The organism is Pseudomonas sp. FW300-N1A1 (genome assembly GCF_058789115.1).
Genome location: NZ_JBYTBK010000001.1, coordinates 67,182 through 80,720 on the forward strand (window position 1 = coordinate 67,182; position 13,539 = coordinate 80,720).

Below are 13,539 nucleotides of genomic sequence, written 5' to 3' on the forward strand. Positions count from 1 at the left end.
AGTGACTATTCGACCTCTTTTCGCTGCCCTGGCCGTTACGGCTCTGGCGGGTTGTGCAGCCGATCCGGCGCCGAATGAACAAATGCGTCTGACCGGGCAGGCCCTGGAACAGGCCGCCGCCGTCGGGGCAACCGCCGGGGAAGTGCCCGAGCTGAAACTGGCTGAAGGCAAGTACAGCCGGGCCAAGGCCGATATGGCCGATCAGTCGTTCAAGGATGCCCGCATGCAGGCCGAACAGGCCGAGCTGGATGCGCGCCTGGCAGAGGCCAAGGTTTTGACCCTGAAAAGCCAGGAACAACTCAACGTGCTCAATACCCGCATTGCTCGTCTGCGCAAGCAGCTGGGAGACGCCCAATGAACCTGAAGAGCGGGGTACTGGGTGGGGTGTTGCTGTTCGGCCTTTACGGTTGTGCGGGCCAGCACAGTGACGTTGCGTTGCAACAGGCCAGCGCCGACTTCCAGAAGGTCAAGGAAGACTCGAACGTATTGCGCATTGCCCCCAAGGACGTGATTCGTGCCGGTGAGTCCCTGGCGCGGGCCGATCGCCTGTCCAGCTACTGGGGCAGTGGTGCCGATGTACAGCACTACGCCTACCTGAGTCAGCGCTACAGCGAAATTGCCCGCCAGCACAGCGAGAAAGTGCTCAATGAGGAGCGGGCGGCCAAGCTTGAGTTGGAGCGTCAGCGCCTGCAACTGGCGTTGCGCGAAGCCAAGTTGCTCAGCGTGCAGCAACAGGGCAAATGGCTGGAAGAGCAAATCATCAGCCTGGCGACCACCCAGACCGATCGTGGCCTGGTGATGACGCTCGGGGATGTGTTGTTCGACACCGGTGAGGCGGAGCTGAAAAGTTCGGCCAACCGGACCGTATTGAAGATTGTCCAGTTCCTGCAGCTCAATCCCAAGCGCGTGGTCCGCATCGAGGGCTACGCCGACAGCACGGGGGGCAAGCAGGAGAACCGTAAACTGTCCCGCGATCGTGCCCAGGCAGTGGCGAACATGCTGATGGACCTGGGGATTGACGATAAACGCATTCAAGTCGAAGGCTACGGCGATGAATACCCGGTAGAGGCCAACGCGTCCGAGCGCGGCCGCGCGCAGAACCGTCGGGTTGAAATTGTCTTCTCCGATGAAAAAGGCCAGCTAGGCGCCGCCCGCTAAGGTCGGCGTCACTGGAAAACCCGGCCCCCTCAGAGGTGCCGGGTTTTTTTATGCCTGCGAAAGGCTCCACAAAACAGTACAGTTTTTGCTGACACTGCACTGTATGGTCGACTATTGTAGTAACTGTCCCAGTACACTTCCAAACTGTTCCGGTAGTGTTTCACACAAGAATAAAATGCCCGTGAAATCGAGTGCTGCGTCATGACCAATCTTTTGCTCTATCAACGTATCGCTCAGCAGCTCGCTGAGGATATCCGGCGCGGGGTCTATCAGCCCGGCGAACGCGTTCCCTCGGTACGCAAGATGAGTTCGCAGCTCAATGTCAGCCATGCGACCGTGCTTCAGGCGTATGCCAATCTCGAAGATCAGGGTCTGATCCGCGCGCGTCCGCAATCGGGCTATTACGTGCACCAGACTCCGGCACTGACAGCGCCGACCCCGGATATCGCCCGTGTCGAGCGTCCTGGCCTGGTGACCCGCAGCAGCATCATTCAGCAAGTGTTGGTGGAATCGCGCCGCGAAGGGGTGTTCCCGCTGGGGGCCGCGGTGCCCAGTGTCGACTACCTGCCGGTACGGGCACTGCACCAGCAATTGGCCAAGGTCACGCGCTTTCACAGTCCGCGGGCGTTCAGTTACATGTTCAGCCCGGGCTTCGAGCCCTTGCGGCGCCAGGTGGCGATCCGCATGCGTGATGCCGGGGTAGTGGTCGATCCTAGCGAAGTGGTAATTACCCACGGCTGTGTCGATGCCTTGCAGATGTCCCTGCGGGTATTGACCCGTCCCGGCGACTTGATCGCCGCGGAGTCGCCGACCTACTACGGTTTGTTGCAACTGGCCGACCTGCTCGGGCTCAAGGTGATCGAGATCCCCAGCGACCCCGCCACGGGCATGAGCCTGGAAGCGCTTCAGCTGGCCGCCAACCAATGGTCGATCAAGGCGTTGGTGCTGACCACGCGCCTGAGCAACCCATTGGGCGGCACCATGCCCGAAGAGCGGCAGAAACAACTGCTGCGCCTGGCGTCGGATTTCGATATCCAGGTGGTCGAAGACGATATCTACGGCGAATTGATGTTCGAGCAGGGGCGCACCAAGTCCCTGAAGGCCTATGACCGGCTGGATCGGGTGATCTACTGCTCGAGTTTTTCCAAGACTTTGTCGCCGGGCGTGCGCATCGGCTGGATGATTGCCGGCAAGTATCAGCAGGAAATCCAGCGCTTGCAGACCTTCAGCACGCACTCGGCGTGCAGCGTGACGCAGATGGGGATCGCGGCTTATCTGGAGAACGGCGGTTACGATCGGCACCTGCGTTACATTCGCCAGGAATACCGCAAGAACCTCAGCGCCTTCCAGTTGGCCGTGCAGCAGTATTTTCCGGAAGGCACGCAGATGACCCGGCCCACGGGCGGATTCATCCTGTGGGTCAGCCTGCCGGGGCGGGTCAATACCCAGGAGCTGCATGTGCGGGCGTTGCAGCAGGGCATCAGCATCGCGCCAGGGCTGATTTTCAGCAACACCGAGCAGTTCAACCACTGCATCCGCCTCAATTGCGGGACGCCTTGGAACCGTGAGGCCGAGCGCGCGCTGATGACGCTCGGCATGCTTGCCACCCAGCTTTGCCAGGAAACCGCCAGCGGCTTTTGAGGGGCGGACCGGGTCAATCGCGATGGGCGCTTGTCAGCGACCTTGCAACAAGCGAGCATATGGCCCTCTGCCGTTAGTGCTGTAGGGTCATGAACGCGATTTTTCCTGCTGGTCTGGTGTTGGCTTGCCTGTTGAGTGTCTTGAACCCGGATGAGGCGCTGGCGGCATCCGCTGAGCAAAGTACCGTGAGCACTGCTGCAACGACAGTTGAGCCGGTGAACCAGGCGCAAGCGGCGAAGAAGCCGGCACCGCAAAAAGAGCGCCCGCCTATTGCCTCCAAATCCAGGGCCGCCAGTGAGGTGGTCAGGACCACTGAGCTGCCATCGACCAATGTGGATTTGAGTCTGCCATCCGATATGGTCAGGCAATTGCAGCCGATTGGCAGCCTGCCCCTGGTCAGGCGAGCCCCCTTGCTGCCGCCGCTGTTTGGTGAAAAACCCAAGGAAGAAAGCAAATTTCAGCTCAATGGCCGGCTGATTACCAACGAACTGCAATTGCAGATGCGCAATGAGGATCGGCGGGAAGTCGAGGGCGCGGCGCTGGAATTTCAGTTCAATCAGTGAGCGGTGTGACCCAACGCCCCGACGCTTTGTCGCACGACTGACCGGTCACGCGCATTTGCGTGAAAAACCGCGATCGAGCCAATTTCAAACGACTGTTTTAGCGGTTACTCTAGCCCATGTCATTCAACACATTAGCCGTCGCGAGGAACTTGACGTCATGAAATGCCGAGAAGGCTGTGGCGCCTGTTGCATTGCCCCTTCCATCAGCACCCCGATTCCCGGCATGCCAAATGGCAAGGCCGCGGGAGAACGTTGCGTGCAACTGTCTGTCGATAATCTATGCAGCATTTTCGGCCAGCCCGAACGACCCGCGGTGTGCGGTTCGTTTCAGGCGGATGTCGAAGTCTGTGGTACCAGCAGTGAAGAGGCGATCAGGTTGCTCGGTTGGTGGGAGCAAATGACCGCGGCGTAGTGTGTTCAACGAACGGACTTTCAACAATAAGGAATAAGACTATGGGTTCGCTGCATCGTATCGCTGTGTTGTGTGGTTTGACCGCCGTACTGGCCTCGACCGTCGCTCAGGCTGAAAGCTGGACGGTCGCCAAGAATGAAGATGGCATCAAGATCTCCCTGAGTGAAATGCCCGGCTCCGACTACAAGTCCTATCAGGGCGTCACCCTGATGAAGACCACCGTCGCCAAGCTGCGCGCGCTGCAGGATGATGTGTCAGGCGCCTGTGCCTGGATTCATGAATGCAAGACCCAGAAACTGCTCAAGCACGAAGGCGATCAGAGCTGGACCTACACCCAGTTCAATACACCTTGGCCGGTCACCCCGCGTGACTCGGTACTGCATGTCACTACCGTCGAGAGCGCCGATGGCAGCCTGACCCGTAACCTCGAAGGTATGCCGAAGTACATTCCGGAAGAAAAAGGCTTTGTCCGGGTCGCCCAGGTCAAGGGGTTCTGGAAGTTTGTCCCGAAAGGCGATCAAGTCGAAGTGACCTATCAGGTGCATACCGAGCCGGGCGGCAGCGTGCCGGCGATGGTGGCCAACAAGTTCGTGGTCGATGCACCGTTCAATACCTTGAAGTCCCTGAAAGAGCGTGCCGAGAAGTAAGGACTGGGCGGTAGGAGCGAGCGATGGAAGTGAACGATAACGCGTACTGACTGAATAAACGCGTCTCTATCAGGTTTATCGCGAGCATACTTGCTCCTACAGCCGTCGACAGCGGGAACGATTACTGGCGATTCGGTGTCGAGATGGTAGTAAGCCCATATGAGGGGTTTATCGAGGAGGTACCGATGCAAAAGTGGGCAATCACCTTTGTTGATAATCATGGTGTGCAAACCGTCGAGCATTTTGACTGCGAGCAAAAGCCTGATATGGAAAAGGCTGCGCAATTGATCCGCACCAGACTCCTCCCGGTCCCGGCCGAACTGGACCTCAATGATCTGGAGGGGCGTATCGAGGACCCGACGCTCAAAAGCCTGAAAGAGCAGAACAGCATCCAAATCCTCAGCATCTCCCTGATTTCTTGAACCCTTCCCGCAACCAGGCCTTGGCAGGCGCTCTGACTTGAGGCTACTCTGCAATCGAGATCAGCGAATGGATCGCTAAGGTCTGGTCTTGTCAGCTACATGCTTGTTTCCCGGCGGCATTTTCTTGCCGTATCGCTCTCACCATTCGGTTGCGGGCGCAGGGAGTACGGAAAGTCTATCCATGGTTTAAGGAGGACGTTTCATGAGCACAGCCTATCAAGAAGACATCAGCAGCAGCGTGCTGCGCCGCATGAAAGAAGGCGGTTTTGATTTTTCCCGGTTCCATCCCATCGAGTTCTACGCCATTTTCCCGGACGAGGAGCGGGCGCGCAGGGCGGCAGGACATTTTCGCGGTGAATCCTTGAATGCACAGATCAGTGTGCGCGACGACGGCGCCTGGCATCTGGAGCTGAGCAAGGTGATGTACGCCACCTATGGCGGCATCGGTGATTTCGAACAGGACTTCGAGGCGGTGGTCGGGCCATTGGGCGGCATTATCGAGGGTTGGGGCGTCAAGCAGGAGGTACGAGGGCTACTCGCATAACACTATGAACAGCGACAACACTCAGCGACGGCTGACCTCAGGGTCGGCCGTTTTCATTTGCCGTTACGGTGTCACCTTCCGTCTCGCCATATGCTTCAGATAGTCCACCAGCATCGTCAGTTCCTCGTCCGTCAACACGCTGGCCGAAAACCCCGGCATTTTCGCCTGTGGCCATTGACGCAGACTTTGCGGGTCGCGGATATAGCGCTTGAGGAAGTCCGTGCCAAAGTACTCGGTCGGGCTGTAGGGAATGTTCAGGTCCGGGCCGAACTGCGCATCACCGGCGCCATTGAGGCGATGGCAGGCCAGGCAGTTCTTCTGGAACAGCGCGAAGCCCCGGTTCACCGGGTTACTGGTAGCCAGCGCGGGATCCGGCAGCAGGGCAGGGAAGCGTTGTGCGACTGGCGCCAGGCGCTGGATGCGAGCCACCTGGAAAGGCCACTGCTCGGGGCTGATATGCCCAGCCTCAGGGTCGGTCCACACCAGGTAGAACGGACCGGCGCCCGGTTTGCCCTCCGACAATGCCGGCCACGGCTCGGCCGGGTCTTCGATCGCCAGCCACGCCCGCGCGCCGGTGGTGCCGAGCAGGGGCGCTGCCGACAGTTCGGCGGCGAAACCGTCCAGGGCCACCACCTGCACATGGTCGTTGGCCTGTACGCCGGTCAACAACGCCGCCAACGGCACCGCGCGATAACTCATGGTGCGCTTGTAGGAGACGTCGTCAACGATGGTGATGGTTTGCACCCGAGGATGCTTGAGCAGTTCCTCGGTTTTCCAGGTGCGACTGCCGGAGCCCAGGTCGAGCACCAGTTGCGCGGCATACAAGGGCGTGCTGAGCAGCAAGGCCCCAAGCAAAAGAAGCGCTCTCAAGTGATCGCCATCCGGTTGTGGTCATGTCACCAAGGTTGGCACACGCACACGGAGCCGGAAAGCGAGCACTTCGGTTTTTTCAGAAAGGTACCGCAAACAATCCTGCCCGATTATCCGATGACCTTGGTCAGGTTCGGCAAAATGAGGAGCAGCGTGGTGGCGAATAGAATGAGCCCGGCTTGACGCACTTTCGATTGTTTGAACATGGCTGACCGCCTTTTTTTGTTATTTCCTGAGCGTCGAATGCTTGCCTGCATTTCTCCATGACGGCAAAGCGCTGTAATTCCCTTCATCACGGGTGCCTCGGCAAAACCCGACGACAACCTCGTACGTTTCACCTTAGGGGCCCCGCCGACTGTGGTTTAGATCCATTTCGTATCAAACAAGCGAAAATCGCTACTAAAAAAGCATGAGGCCTATTGCCAGCTGCTTTGCCGCCCTTTTGCTAGACAGTTCGCTGACCTGAAACGGTTAATCCGATAGCAGACTACCGTCCGTCTGAGCGTGACCGTCAAGGCCGTTGAGCGCTTCGGTCATTGAATCCGCCGCTGCTGGGCCTAAGGTGAGGACTCGCTGATCTTTCACCTGCCCGGCAGTACGAGGATGTCATGACCCAAGCTTTGATTTTCGATGCAATACGCACGCCCCGTGGCCGTGGCAAGGCGGATGGCGCCCTGCACGGTGTCAAGCCGGTGAACCTGGTAGCCGGTCTGCTGGGGGCCCTGCAGCAGCGTACACAACTCGACACCAGCCAGGTCGATGACATCGTGCTGGGCTGCGTCACGCCGGTGGGCGACCAGGGCGCCGACATCGCCAAGACCGCGGCGCTGGTGGCGGACTGGGATGTCAGCGTCGCCGGGGTGCAGATCAACCGGTTCTGCGCATCGGGCCTCGAGGCGGTGAACCTCGGCGCGATGAAAGTGCGCTCCGGATTCGAGGACCTGGTGGTGGTCGGTGGCGTCGAATCCATGTCCCGCGTGCCGATGGGCAGTGATGGCGGTGCCTGGGCGCTGGACCCGCAGACCAACCTGCACACCCATTTCACCCCGCAAGGCGTGGGCGCCGACCTGATCGCCACGCTCGAGGGCTTCAGCCGGCATGACGTCGACACCTTTGCCCTGCATTCCCAGCAGAAGGCGGCCCGGGCGCGGGCAGACGGCTCGTTCAGCAAGTCTCTGGTGCCCGTACAGGATCAGAATGGCATTGTCTTGCTCGATCACGATGAGTTCATCCGTGCCGACTCGACCCTCGAAGGCCTGGGCAAGCTCAAGCCGAGTTTCGAGATGATCGGGCAGATGGGCTTCGATGCCACGGCGTTGCGGGTCTACAGCCACGTGGAGCGCATCCATCACGTGCATACACCGGGCAACAGTTCCGGAATTGTCGACGGTGCGGCACTGATGCTGATCGGCTCCGAAGCCTGTGGTCGGGCGCTGGGGCTGCAGCCGCGGGCGCGAATCGTCGCCACGGCCGTCACCAGCACCGACCCGACCATCATGCTCACCGGCCCCGCGCCGGCCACCCGCAAGGCGTTGGCCAAGGCCGGGCTGCGGGTCGAGGACATTGACCTGTTCGAGGTTAATGAAGCCTTCGCCTCGGTGGTGCTCAAGTTCATCAAGGACATGGCCATCGATCCGGCCAGGGTCAACGTCAACGGCGGCTCTATCGCCATGGGCCACCCGCTGGGCGCCACCGGCTGCGCGATTCTCGGCACCTTGCTCGATGAGCTGGAAGTGCGTCAGCAACGCTACGGCCTGGCAACCCTCTGTGTGGGCGGCGGCATGGGCATTGCCACCATCATCGAACGCTACTGAGCCCCCGACTTCAAGGAAACCTGTTCATGACTGATGCCATTCGTTACGAAAAGGGCCCGGACCGGATTGTGGTCCTGACCATCGACATGCCGGGCCAGAGCGCCAACACCATGAACGCGGTGTACCGCGATGCCATGGCCGACTGCGTCCAGCGTTTGCTGGCCGACAAGGATTCCATCGCCGGGGTGATCATCACCTCCGGGAAAAAAACCTTCTTTGCCGGCGGCGATCTCAACGAACTGATCAAGGTTGGCAAGCCTGAAGCCAAGGCTTTCTACGACAGTGTGCTGCAGCTTAAAGGCCAGTTGCGCGCCCTGGAAACCCTCGGCAAGCCGGTGGTGGCAGCGATCAATGGTGCTGCGCTGGGCGGTGGTTGGGAGATCTGCCTGGCCTGCCATCACCGTGTGGCCCTGGACCACGGCTCGGTGCAGATAGGGTTGCCGGAAGTGACCCTAGGCCTGCTGCCGGGCGGTGGCGGGGTGGTGCGCATGGTGCGCATGCTGGGCCTGGAAAAGGCGCTGCCTTACCTGCTCGAAGGCAAGAAAGTCCGACCGCCGCAAGCCCTGCAAGCCGGGTTGGTCGACGAGCTGGCGGCGGATCACGCTGAATTGCTGGCCAAGTCCCGGGCCTGGATTCTTGCCAACCCGGCGGCGGTGCAGTGTTGGGATGTGAAGGGCTACCAGATCCCGGGCGGCCCGCCATCGCACCCTAAAGTCGCGCAAATGCTGGCCATCGCACCGTCGATCTTGCGCAGCAAGACCCAGGGTTGCATGCCGGCGCCAGAGAAAATCCTCTGCGCGGCGGTTGAGGGCGCCCAGGTTGATTTCGACACCGCGCAGTTGATTGAAGCCCGTTATTTCACCGAACTGACCACCGGCCAGGTGGCGAAAAACATGATCGGCACCTTCTGGTTCCAGCTCAACGAAATCAACGCCGGTGGTTCGCGCCCCGCAGGGTTTGCGCCGCACGTGACGAAAAAACTCGGGGTTTTGGGTGCCGGCATGATGGGCGCCGGGATTGCCTATGTCAGCGCGGTGGCCGGGATAGACGTGGTGCTCAAGGACATCAGCCTGGCGGCGGCCGAGAAGGGCAAGGCCCATTCGGCGGCGTTGCTGGACAAGAAAGTTGCCCGTGGTCAACTGAGCTCCGAGCAACGAGACGCCACCCTGGCGCGGATCCAGGCCACCGAGCAGGATACCGACCTGGCCGGTTGCGACCTGGTCATCGAAGCGGTATTCGAAGACCGTGAACTCAAGGCCCGCGTGTCGTCGGCCGCGCAAAGCGTCGTCGGTACGGACGCGGTGATCGCCTCGAACACCTCGACCTTGCCCATCAGCGGCCTGGCGACCGCGGTCCCGGACCAGTCGAAATTCATCGGCCTGCACTTCTTCAGTCCGGTGGAAAAAATGCCACTGGTGGAGATCATCAAGGGCGCCAACACCAGCGACGAAACCCTGGCCCGTGGTTTCGATTTCGTCCTGCAAATCAAGAAAACCCCGATTGTGGTCAACGACAGCCGGGGTTTCTTCACTTCGCGGGTGTTCGGCACGTTTACCAACGAAGGGATCGCCATGCTCGGCGAGGGCATCGCGGCACCGATGATCGAAACCGAAGCGCGCAAGGCAGGGATGCCCATTGGTCCATTGGCGATTTCCGACGAAGTTTCCCTCAGCCTGATGAGCCACATCCGGCAGCAGACCGCCAAGGACTTGCAAGCCGAAGGCAAACCGTTGACGGAGCATCCGGCGTTTGCCGTGATCGATCTGCTGCTCAACGAGTACAAGCGTCCGGGCAAGGCGGCGGGTGGCGGTTTCTACGAGTACCCGGCGGGTGCCCAGAAGCACTTGTGGCCGGGACTCAAAGCGCGTTTCGAGCAGGCTGACGGGCAGATTTCGCCACAGGACGTGCGTGATCGCCTGCTGTTCGTACAGGCCATCGAAACCGTGCGCTGCGTGGAGGAGGGCGTGCTGCTGTCGACCGCCGACGCGAACATCGGCTCGATCTTCGGCATCGGCTTCGCCGCCTGGACGGGTGGCGCGCTGCAGTTCATCAACCAGTACGGTGTGCAAGACTTCGTCGCCCGCGCCCGGTATCTGGCACAACAATATGGCGAGCGCTTCACACCGCCGGCCCTGTTGCTGGAAAAAGCGGCCAGCGGCGAACGGTTCTGACCGGTTAGCGGCATGCGCCGGGCTTGCCTTGACCCCGGGTTTCAAGGCAGGCTCTGGTGTGTGCGCTATTGCCTTTATCGTGTCAGGTACTTTCTATGTCGTTACGCATCTGCATTCTGGAAACCGACATCCTGCGTCCGGAACTGGTCGATCAATATCAGGGTTACGGGCAGATGTTCCAGCGTCTGTTTTCGCAGCAACCCATCGCTGCCGAGTTCACGGTCTACAACGTGATGCAGGGCCAATACCCAAGTGACGAGCTGAGTTTCGACGCTTATCTGGTCACCGGCAGCAAGGCCGATTCGTTTGGCACCGATCCCTGGATCCAGACCCTCAAGACTTACCTGCTGACGCGCTATGAGCGCGGCGACAAACTGCTGGGCGTGTGCTTCGGTCATCAACTGCTGGCCCTGTTGCTGGGCGGCAAGAGTGAGCGGGCTACCCAGGGCTGGGGCGTTGGCACCCACAACTACAAACTGGCGGCCAAGGCGCCCTGGATGAACCCGGTGAGGGAAGAGCTGACGCTGTTGATCAGCCACCAGGACCAGGTCACCGCGCTACCGGAAAACGCTACGGTGATCGCCTCCAGCGATTTCTGCCCGTACGCGGCGTACCACATCAACGACCAGGTGCTGTGCTTCCAGGGGCATCCGGAGTTCATTCATGACTACTCGCGGGCGTTGCTGGACATCCGCCAGCAGAACCTTGGCGAGCAGATCTACCAGCAGGGCGTGGCCAGTCTGGCCCATGACCATCACGGCACGACCGTTGCGGAGTGGATGATGCGCTTTGTCGCACACAAGCCTGACGCCGCTTCCTGAGGTATCAACTCCTCGCGGGCTTGCCCGCGAGGGAGTTCTACGGCCTGAATCTGAACCCGTGCTGAACACCACCGATATTGATACTCGGGGTGTTGTATCCGCGTTTGCTCTTGGTGTCCCTGCGACGTAAGCTGCGCGCGTTTTCATCCTGTTTGGAGGCCCACAATGGCCACGTGTTCCAGTGACAGTTGTCGGCCGGTTTCGATAGCCGGCCACTCCCAGGCAAGATAACGCGCAATGTTCTGTGCCGTTGTCTCGCCCCCCCAAGCGAGCAGCGGCATCCCGCTCACGGCCCGTACCGGCCGTCGCCGATGCCCCTCTCATCGACAGTCAAACCTGTCGACACACCAGTTGTTCATGACCGTTCCCCAGACTACGGATGGAACCGTCGTGGGCGCTCAGCGTCTGCTTCCGGGCATGACGCGGAACGAGAAGGGAATACCCCATGCAAGCCATCAATAACATCAACATGACCTCGATGGTCGACACCCTCGTCAGCCTCAGTGCCGCGTTCATTCTCGGCGGGCTGATCGGTTTCGAACGCCAGTACCGCCAGCGTACCGCCGGCCTGCGCACCAATGTGCTGGTCGCCGTGGGCGCGGCGATTTTCGTCGACACGGCCAACCGACTCGGTGGCGCCGACGGGGCGGTCAGGGTGATCGCCTACGTGGTGTCCGGTATCGGATTCCTTGGCGCGGGGGTGATCATGCGCGAGGAAGGCAACGTTCGCGGCCTGAATACCGCCGCCACCCTCTGGGCTTCGGCCGCCGTCGGCGCCTGCGCCGGTGCCGACCTGGTGCTGGAAGCCTTGCTCGGCACCTTGTTTGTGTTGGCGGCAAACACCTTGCTGCGACCAATCGTCAACAACATCAACCGCCAGCCGCTGGACGTCATTTCGGCCGAGGTGACCAACATTGTCTATGTGATTGCCCAGCGTTCCCGGCAAAAGGCGGTATTTGCCTTGCTCGAGGCCGAGCTTGAGCGCAGCAATTATCCGGCCAGCGATGTCGACGTACATGCCTTTGGCAGCGATGAAGTGGAAATCGAAGCCACCCTTGCCACGACATCGGTGGATGGCGATGAGCTGGATGCTCTGGTGGCGCGGTTGAGCCTCTCGCCGTTGGTGCAACAAGCGTTCTGGAGCCCGAGTACCACGGACTGATGTATATTTCTTGGGAAATTTCCTACTAGCTTTAGGACGTTTCCTAGATAAGTTTGGCAGCCATGCCGAGATAATTGAGTCATCTTTCTACGACGCGGGCCGCCAAAATGATACTGCCGATCAGGGTGCTGGTGCTTGAGGATCATGCCTTTGTACGAGCTGTGGCGGTCAAGACGCTCCAGCAACTGGGGTGTGAGGAAGTGTTCCAGGCCAGTGACGGGGCTCAGGCGCTGGCCGTGCTGCAAACGGTCGGTGCGGTCGACATTGCGCTGTGCGACCTGTGCATGGAGGGTATCGACGGCGTGGAGTTCTTTCAGCGCGCAGGACGCTCGGGGCTGGTCGGGTCGATCATCATCAGCAGTTCGTTGTCAGCTGATGTGCGTCGTGCCGTCCGCCAGATTGTTTCGCTGTCGGGGCTCAGGCTGTTGGGAGATGTCGGTAAGCCCTTGCAAGCGCAAGCATTAGGACTGTTGCTGGAAAAACACCTCACGGGGATTCGAGACGATGTGATTGCACTGCCCGCGCCTGAGCCTGCCAGTGAAAGCGAGGTACGTAGTGCCTTGCGGGAAGGGCAATTGCAACCGTTCTACCAGCCCAAGTTCAATCTGCTGACCGGCGAAGTCTGCGGCGTGGAAGTACTGACTCGCTGGCTTCACCCCTTTCGCGGGACCCTGTCGCCGGCCGTGTTCATGCCCGTGCTGGAGCGCTCCGGGCTGTTGGATGAGTTGCTGTTTACCCAAATGGAGCAGACCCTGACCTTGCTGCGGCCAATGCATGAGCAGGGCTCTACGCTCAATATTGCCTTCAACCTGCACGCCATGCAGTTGGCCAACCCCGAACTGGTTTCTACCATCAGGGGCATTCTTGCGTTGCACGGTACTCCCGGCAGTTGCCTGACATTCGAACTGACAGAGAGCGGCTTGCTGGAGGCGCCGGCCGCCAGTCTTGAAAGCCTGGTACGCCTGCGCATGATGGGCAGCCGCTTGTCCATCGATGACTTCGGTGCCGGCTTTTCATCGTTACAGCGCCTGTGCCAGTTGCCATTCAACGAAATCAAGTTGGACGGTGAGTTCGTCCGCACACTGGACGACGAGCCACGTTGCCGCGCCGTGATTGGCAGCACCCTGGCGCTGGGTGAGGCGTTGGGCATGTCGGTGGTGATCGAAGGCATTGAAACCGAAGCACAGCGCCAGCAACTGCTGGCACTGAGCTGCCGCCAAGGGCAGGGCTATCTGTTTTCCCGCCCCATGAGCGGCCCCGACCTGCTGCGCTGGCTGCAGGTCTCATCGGTCCCGCAGAAAAAAAGTTAAATGG

Annotated in this window: 14 protein-coding genes; 13 read left to right on the plus strand and 1 reads right to left on the minus strand. The window is 60.3% G+C overall.

Annotated features, from left to right (window positions below):
- Position 1: 1 nt before the first annotated feature.
- The 8 genes from AC3WQN_RS00360 (at position 2) to AC3WQN_RS00395 (ending at position 5,387) form a co-directional block, all read left to right on the plus strand.
- Positions 2-358 carry a DUF4398 domain-containing protein gene (locus tag AC3WQN_RS00360; protein WP_103399344.1) on the plus strand — a complete coding sequence of 119 codons (357 nt, stop codon included), beginning with the start codon at positions 2-4 and terminating at the stop codon, positions 356-358.
- Positions 355-1,158 (plus strand): OmpA family protein, encoded by an 804-nt coding sequence (locus AC3WQN_RS00365; protein ID WP_103399343.1) that lies wholly within the window; start codon positions 355-357, stop codon positions 1,156-1,158. The genes AC3WQN_RS00360 and AC3WQN_RS00365 overlap by 4 nt, the downstream gene beginning before the upstream one ends.
- Before the next feature lie 201 nt (positions 1,159-1,359).
- A complete protein-coding gene (locus tag AC3WQN_RS00370) occupies positions 1,360-2,799 on the plus strand; it encodes an aminotransferase-like domain-containing protein (RefSeq protein ID WP_095078841.1) in 1,440 nt (479 codons plus the stop codon).
- Positions 2,800-2,888: 89 nt separating this feature from the next.
- Positions 2,889-3,362: a translation initiation factor 2 gene (locus AC3WQN_RS00375; protein WP_103399342.1), complete on the plus strand. Its 474-nt coding sequence runs from the start codon at positions 2,889-2,891 to the stop codon at positions 3,360-3,362.
- Positions 3,363-3,519: 157 nt separating this feature from the next.
- Positions 3,520-3,774 carry a YkgJ family cysteine cluster protein gene (locus AC3WQN_RS00380; RefSeq protein WP_095078843.1) on the plus strand — a complete coding sequence of 85 codons (255 nt, stop codon included), beginning with the start codon at positions 3,520-3,522 and terminating at the stop codon, positions 3,772-3,774.
- Between the two features lie 41 nt (positions 3,775-3,815).
- A complete protein-coding gene (locus tag AC3WQN_RS00385; RefSeq protein ID WP_103399341.1) occupies positions 3,816-4,421 on the plus strand; it encodes an START domain-containing protein in 606 nt (201 codons plus the stop codon).
- A 185-nt stretch (positions 4,422-4,606) separates the two neighbouring features.
- Positions 4,607-4,843 carry a hypothetical protein gene (locus AC3WQN_RS00390; protein WP_103399340.1) on the plus strand — a complete coding sequence of 79 codons (237 nt, stop codon included), beginning with the start codon at positions 4,607-4,609 and terminating at the stop codon, positions 4,841-4,843.
- 202 nt (positions 4,844-5,045) lie between these two features.
- A complete protein-coding gene (locus tag AC3WQN_RS00395) occupies positions 5,046-5,387 on the plus strand; it encodes a ribonuclease E inhibitor RraB (protein ID WP_095078845.1) in 342 nt (113 codons plus the stop codon).
- A gap of 63 nt (positions 5,388-5,450) precedes the next feature.
- Here the strand turns inward: AC3WQN_RS00395 and AC3WQN_RS00400 are convergent, their stop codons facing one another.
- Positions 5,451-6,257, minus strand: a complete 807-nt coding sequence (locus AC3WQN_RS00400; protein WP_103399339.1) for a c-type cytochrome — start codon at positions 6,255-6,257, stop codon at positions 5,451-5,453.
- Positions 6,258-6,865: 608 nt separating this feature from the next.
- Between AC3WQN_RS00400 and AC3WQN_RS00405 the strand changes: the two genes are divergently transcribed.
- The 5 genes from AC3WQN_RS00405 to AC3WQN_RS00425 all read left to right on the plus strand — a co-directional run bounded on the left by AC3WQN_RS00405 (position 6,866) and on the right by AC3WQN_RS00425 (position 13,535).
- Complete coding sequence (locus AC3WQN_RS00405; protein ID WP_095143716.1) at positions 6,866-8,071, plus strand: acetyl-CoA C-acetyltransferase; 1,206 nt, start codon at positions 6,866-6,868, stop codon at positions 8,069-8,071.
- 26 nt (positions 8,072-8,097) lie between these two features.
- Positions 8,098-10,242: a 3-hydroxyacyl-CoA dehydrogenase NAD-binding domain-containing protein gene (locus AC3WQN_RS00410; protein WP_103399338.1), complete on the plus strand. Its 2,145-nt coding sequence runs from the start codon at positions 8,098-8,100 to the stop codon at positions 10,240-10,242.
- Positions 10,243-10,337: 95 nt separating this feature from the next.
- Positions 10,338-11,063 carry an amidotransferase gene (locus AC3WQN_RS00415; protein ID WP_103399337.1) on the plus strand — a complete coding sequence of 242 codons (726 nt, stop codon included), beginning with the start codon at positions 10,338-10,340 and terminating at the stop codon, positions 11,061-11,063.
- Between the two features lie 445 nt (positions 11,064-11,508).
- Positions 11,509-12,225, plus strand: a complete 717-nt coding sequence (locus AC3WQN_RS00420) for an MgtC/SapB family protein (protein WP_103399336.1) — start codon at positions 11,509-11,511, stop codon at positions 12,223-12,225.
- 107 nt (positions 12,226-12,332) lie between these two features.
- Positions 12,333-13,535 carry an EAL domain-containing response regulator gene (locus AC3WQN_RS00425; RefSeq protein ID WP_103399335.1) on the plus strand — a complete coding sequence of 401 codons (1,203 nt, stop codon included), beginning with the start codon at positions 12,333-12,335 and terminating at the stop codon, positions 13,533-13,535.
- Positions 13,536-13,539: the final 4 nt, after the last annotated feature.

Bases quoted from the DNA above. Each gene is read 5' to 3' on its own strand.
- AC3WQN_RS00375 (WP_103399342.1), top strand. From the start codon at position 2,889: ATGAACGCGATTTTTCCTGCTGGTCTGGTGTTGGCTTGCCTGTTGAGT.
- AC3WQN_RS00370 (WP_095078841.1), top strand. From the start codon at position 1,360: ATGACCAATCTTTTGCTCTATCAACGTATCGCTCAGCAGCTCGCTGAG.
- AC3WQN_RS00415 (WP_103399337.1), top strand. From the start codon at position 10,338: ATGTCGTTACGCATCTGCATTCTGGAAACCGACATCCTGCGTCCGGAA.
- AC3WQN_RS00390 (WP_103399340.1), top strand. From the start codon at position 4,607: ATGCAAAAGTGGGCAATCACCTTTGTTGATAATCATGGTGTGCAAACC.
- AC3WQN_RS00420 (WP_103399336.1), top strand. From the start codon at position 11,509: ATGCAAGCCATCAATAACATCAACATGACCTCGATGGTCGACACCCTC.
- AC3WQN_RS00365 (WP_103399343.1), top strand. From the start codon at position 355: ATGAACCTGAAGAGCGGGGTACTGGGTGGGGTGTTGCTGTTCGGCCTT.
- AC3WQN_RS00425 (WP_103399335.1), top strand. From the start codon at position 12,333: ATGATACTGCCGATCAGGGTGCTGGTGCTTGAGGATCATGCCTTTGTA.
- AC3WQN_RS00405 (WP_095143716.1), top strand. From the start codon at position 6,866: ATGACCCAAGCTTTGATTTTCGATGCAATACGCACGCCCCGTGGCCGT.
- AC3WQN_RS00410 (WP_103399338.1), top strand. From the start codon at position 8,098: ATGACTGATGCCATTCGTTACGAAAAGGGCCCGGACCGGATTGTGGTC.
- AC3WQN_RS00380 (WP_095078843.1), top strand. From the start codon at position 3,520: ATGAAATGCCGAGAAGGCTGTGGCGCCTGTTGCATTGCCCCTTCCATC.
- AC3WQN_RS00385 (WP_103399341.1), top strand. From the start codon at position 3,816: ATGGGTTCGCTGCATCGTATCGCTGTGTTGTGTGGTTTGACCGCCGTA.
- AC3WQN_RS00395 (WP_095078845.1), top strand. From the start codon at position 5,046: ATGAGCACAGCCTATCAAGAAGACATCAGCAGCAGCGTGCTGCGCCGC.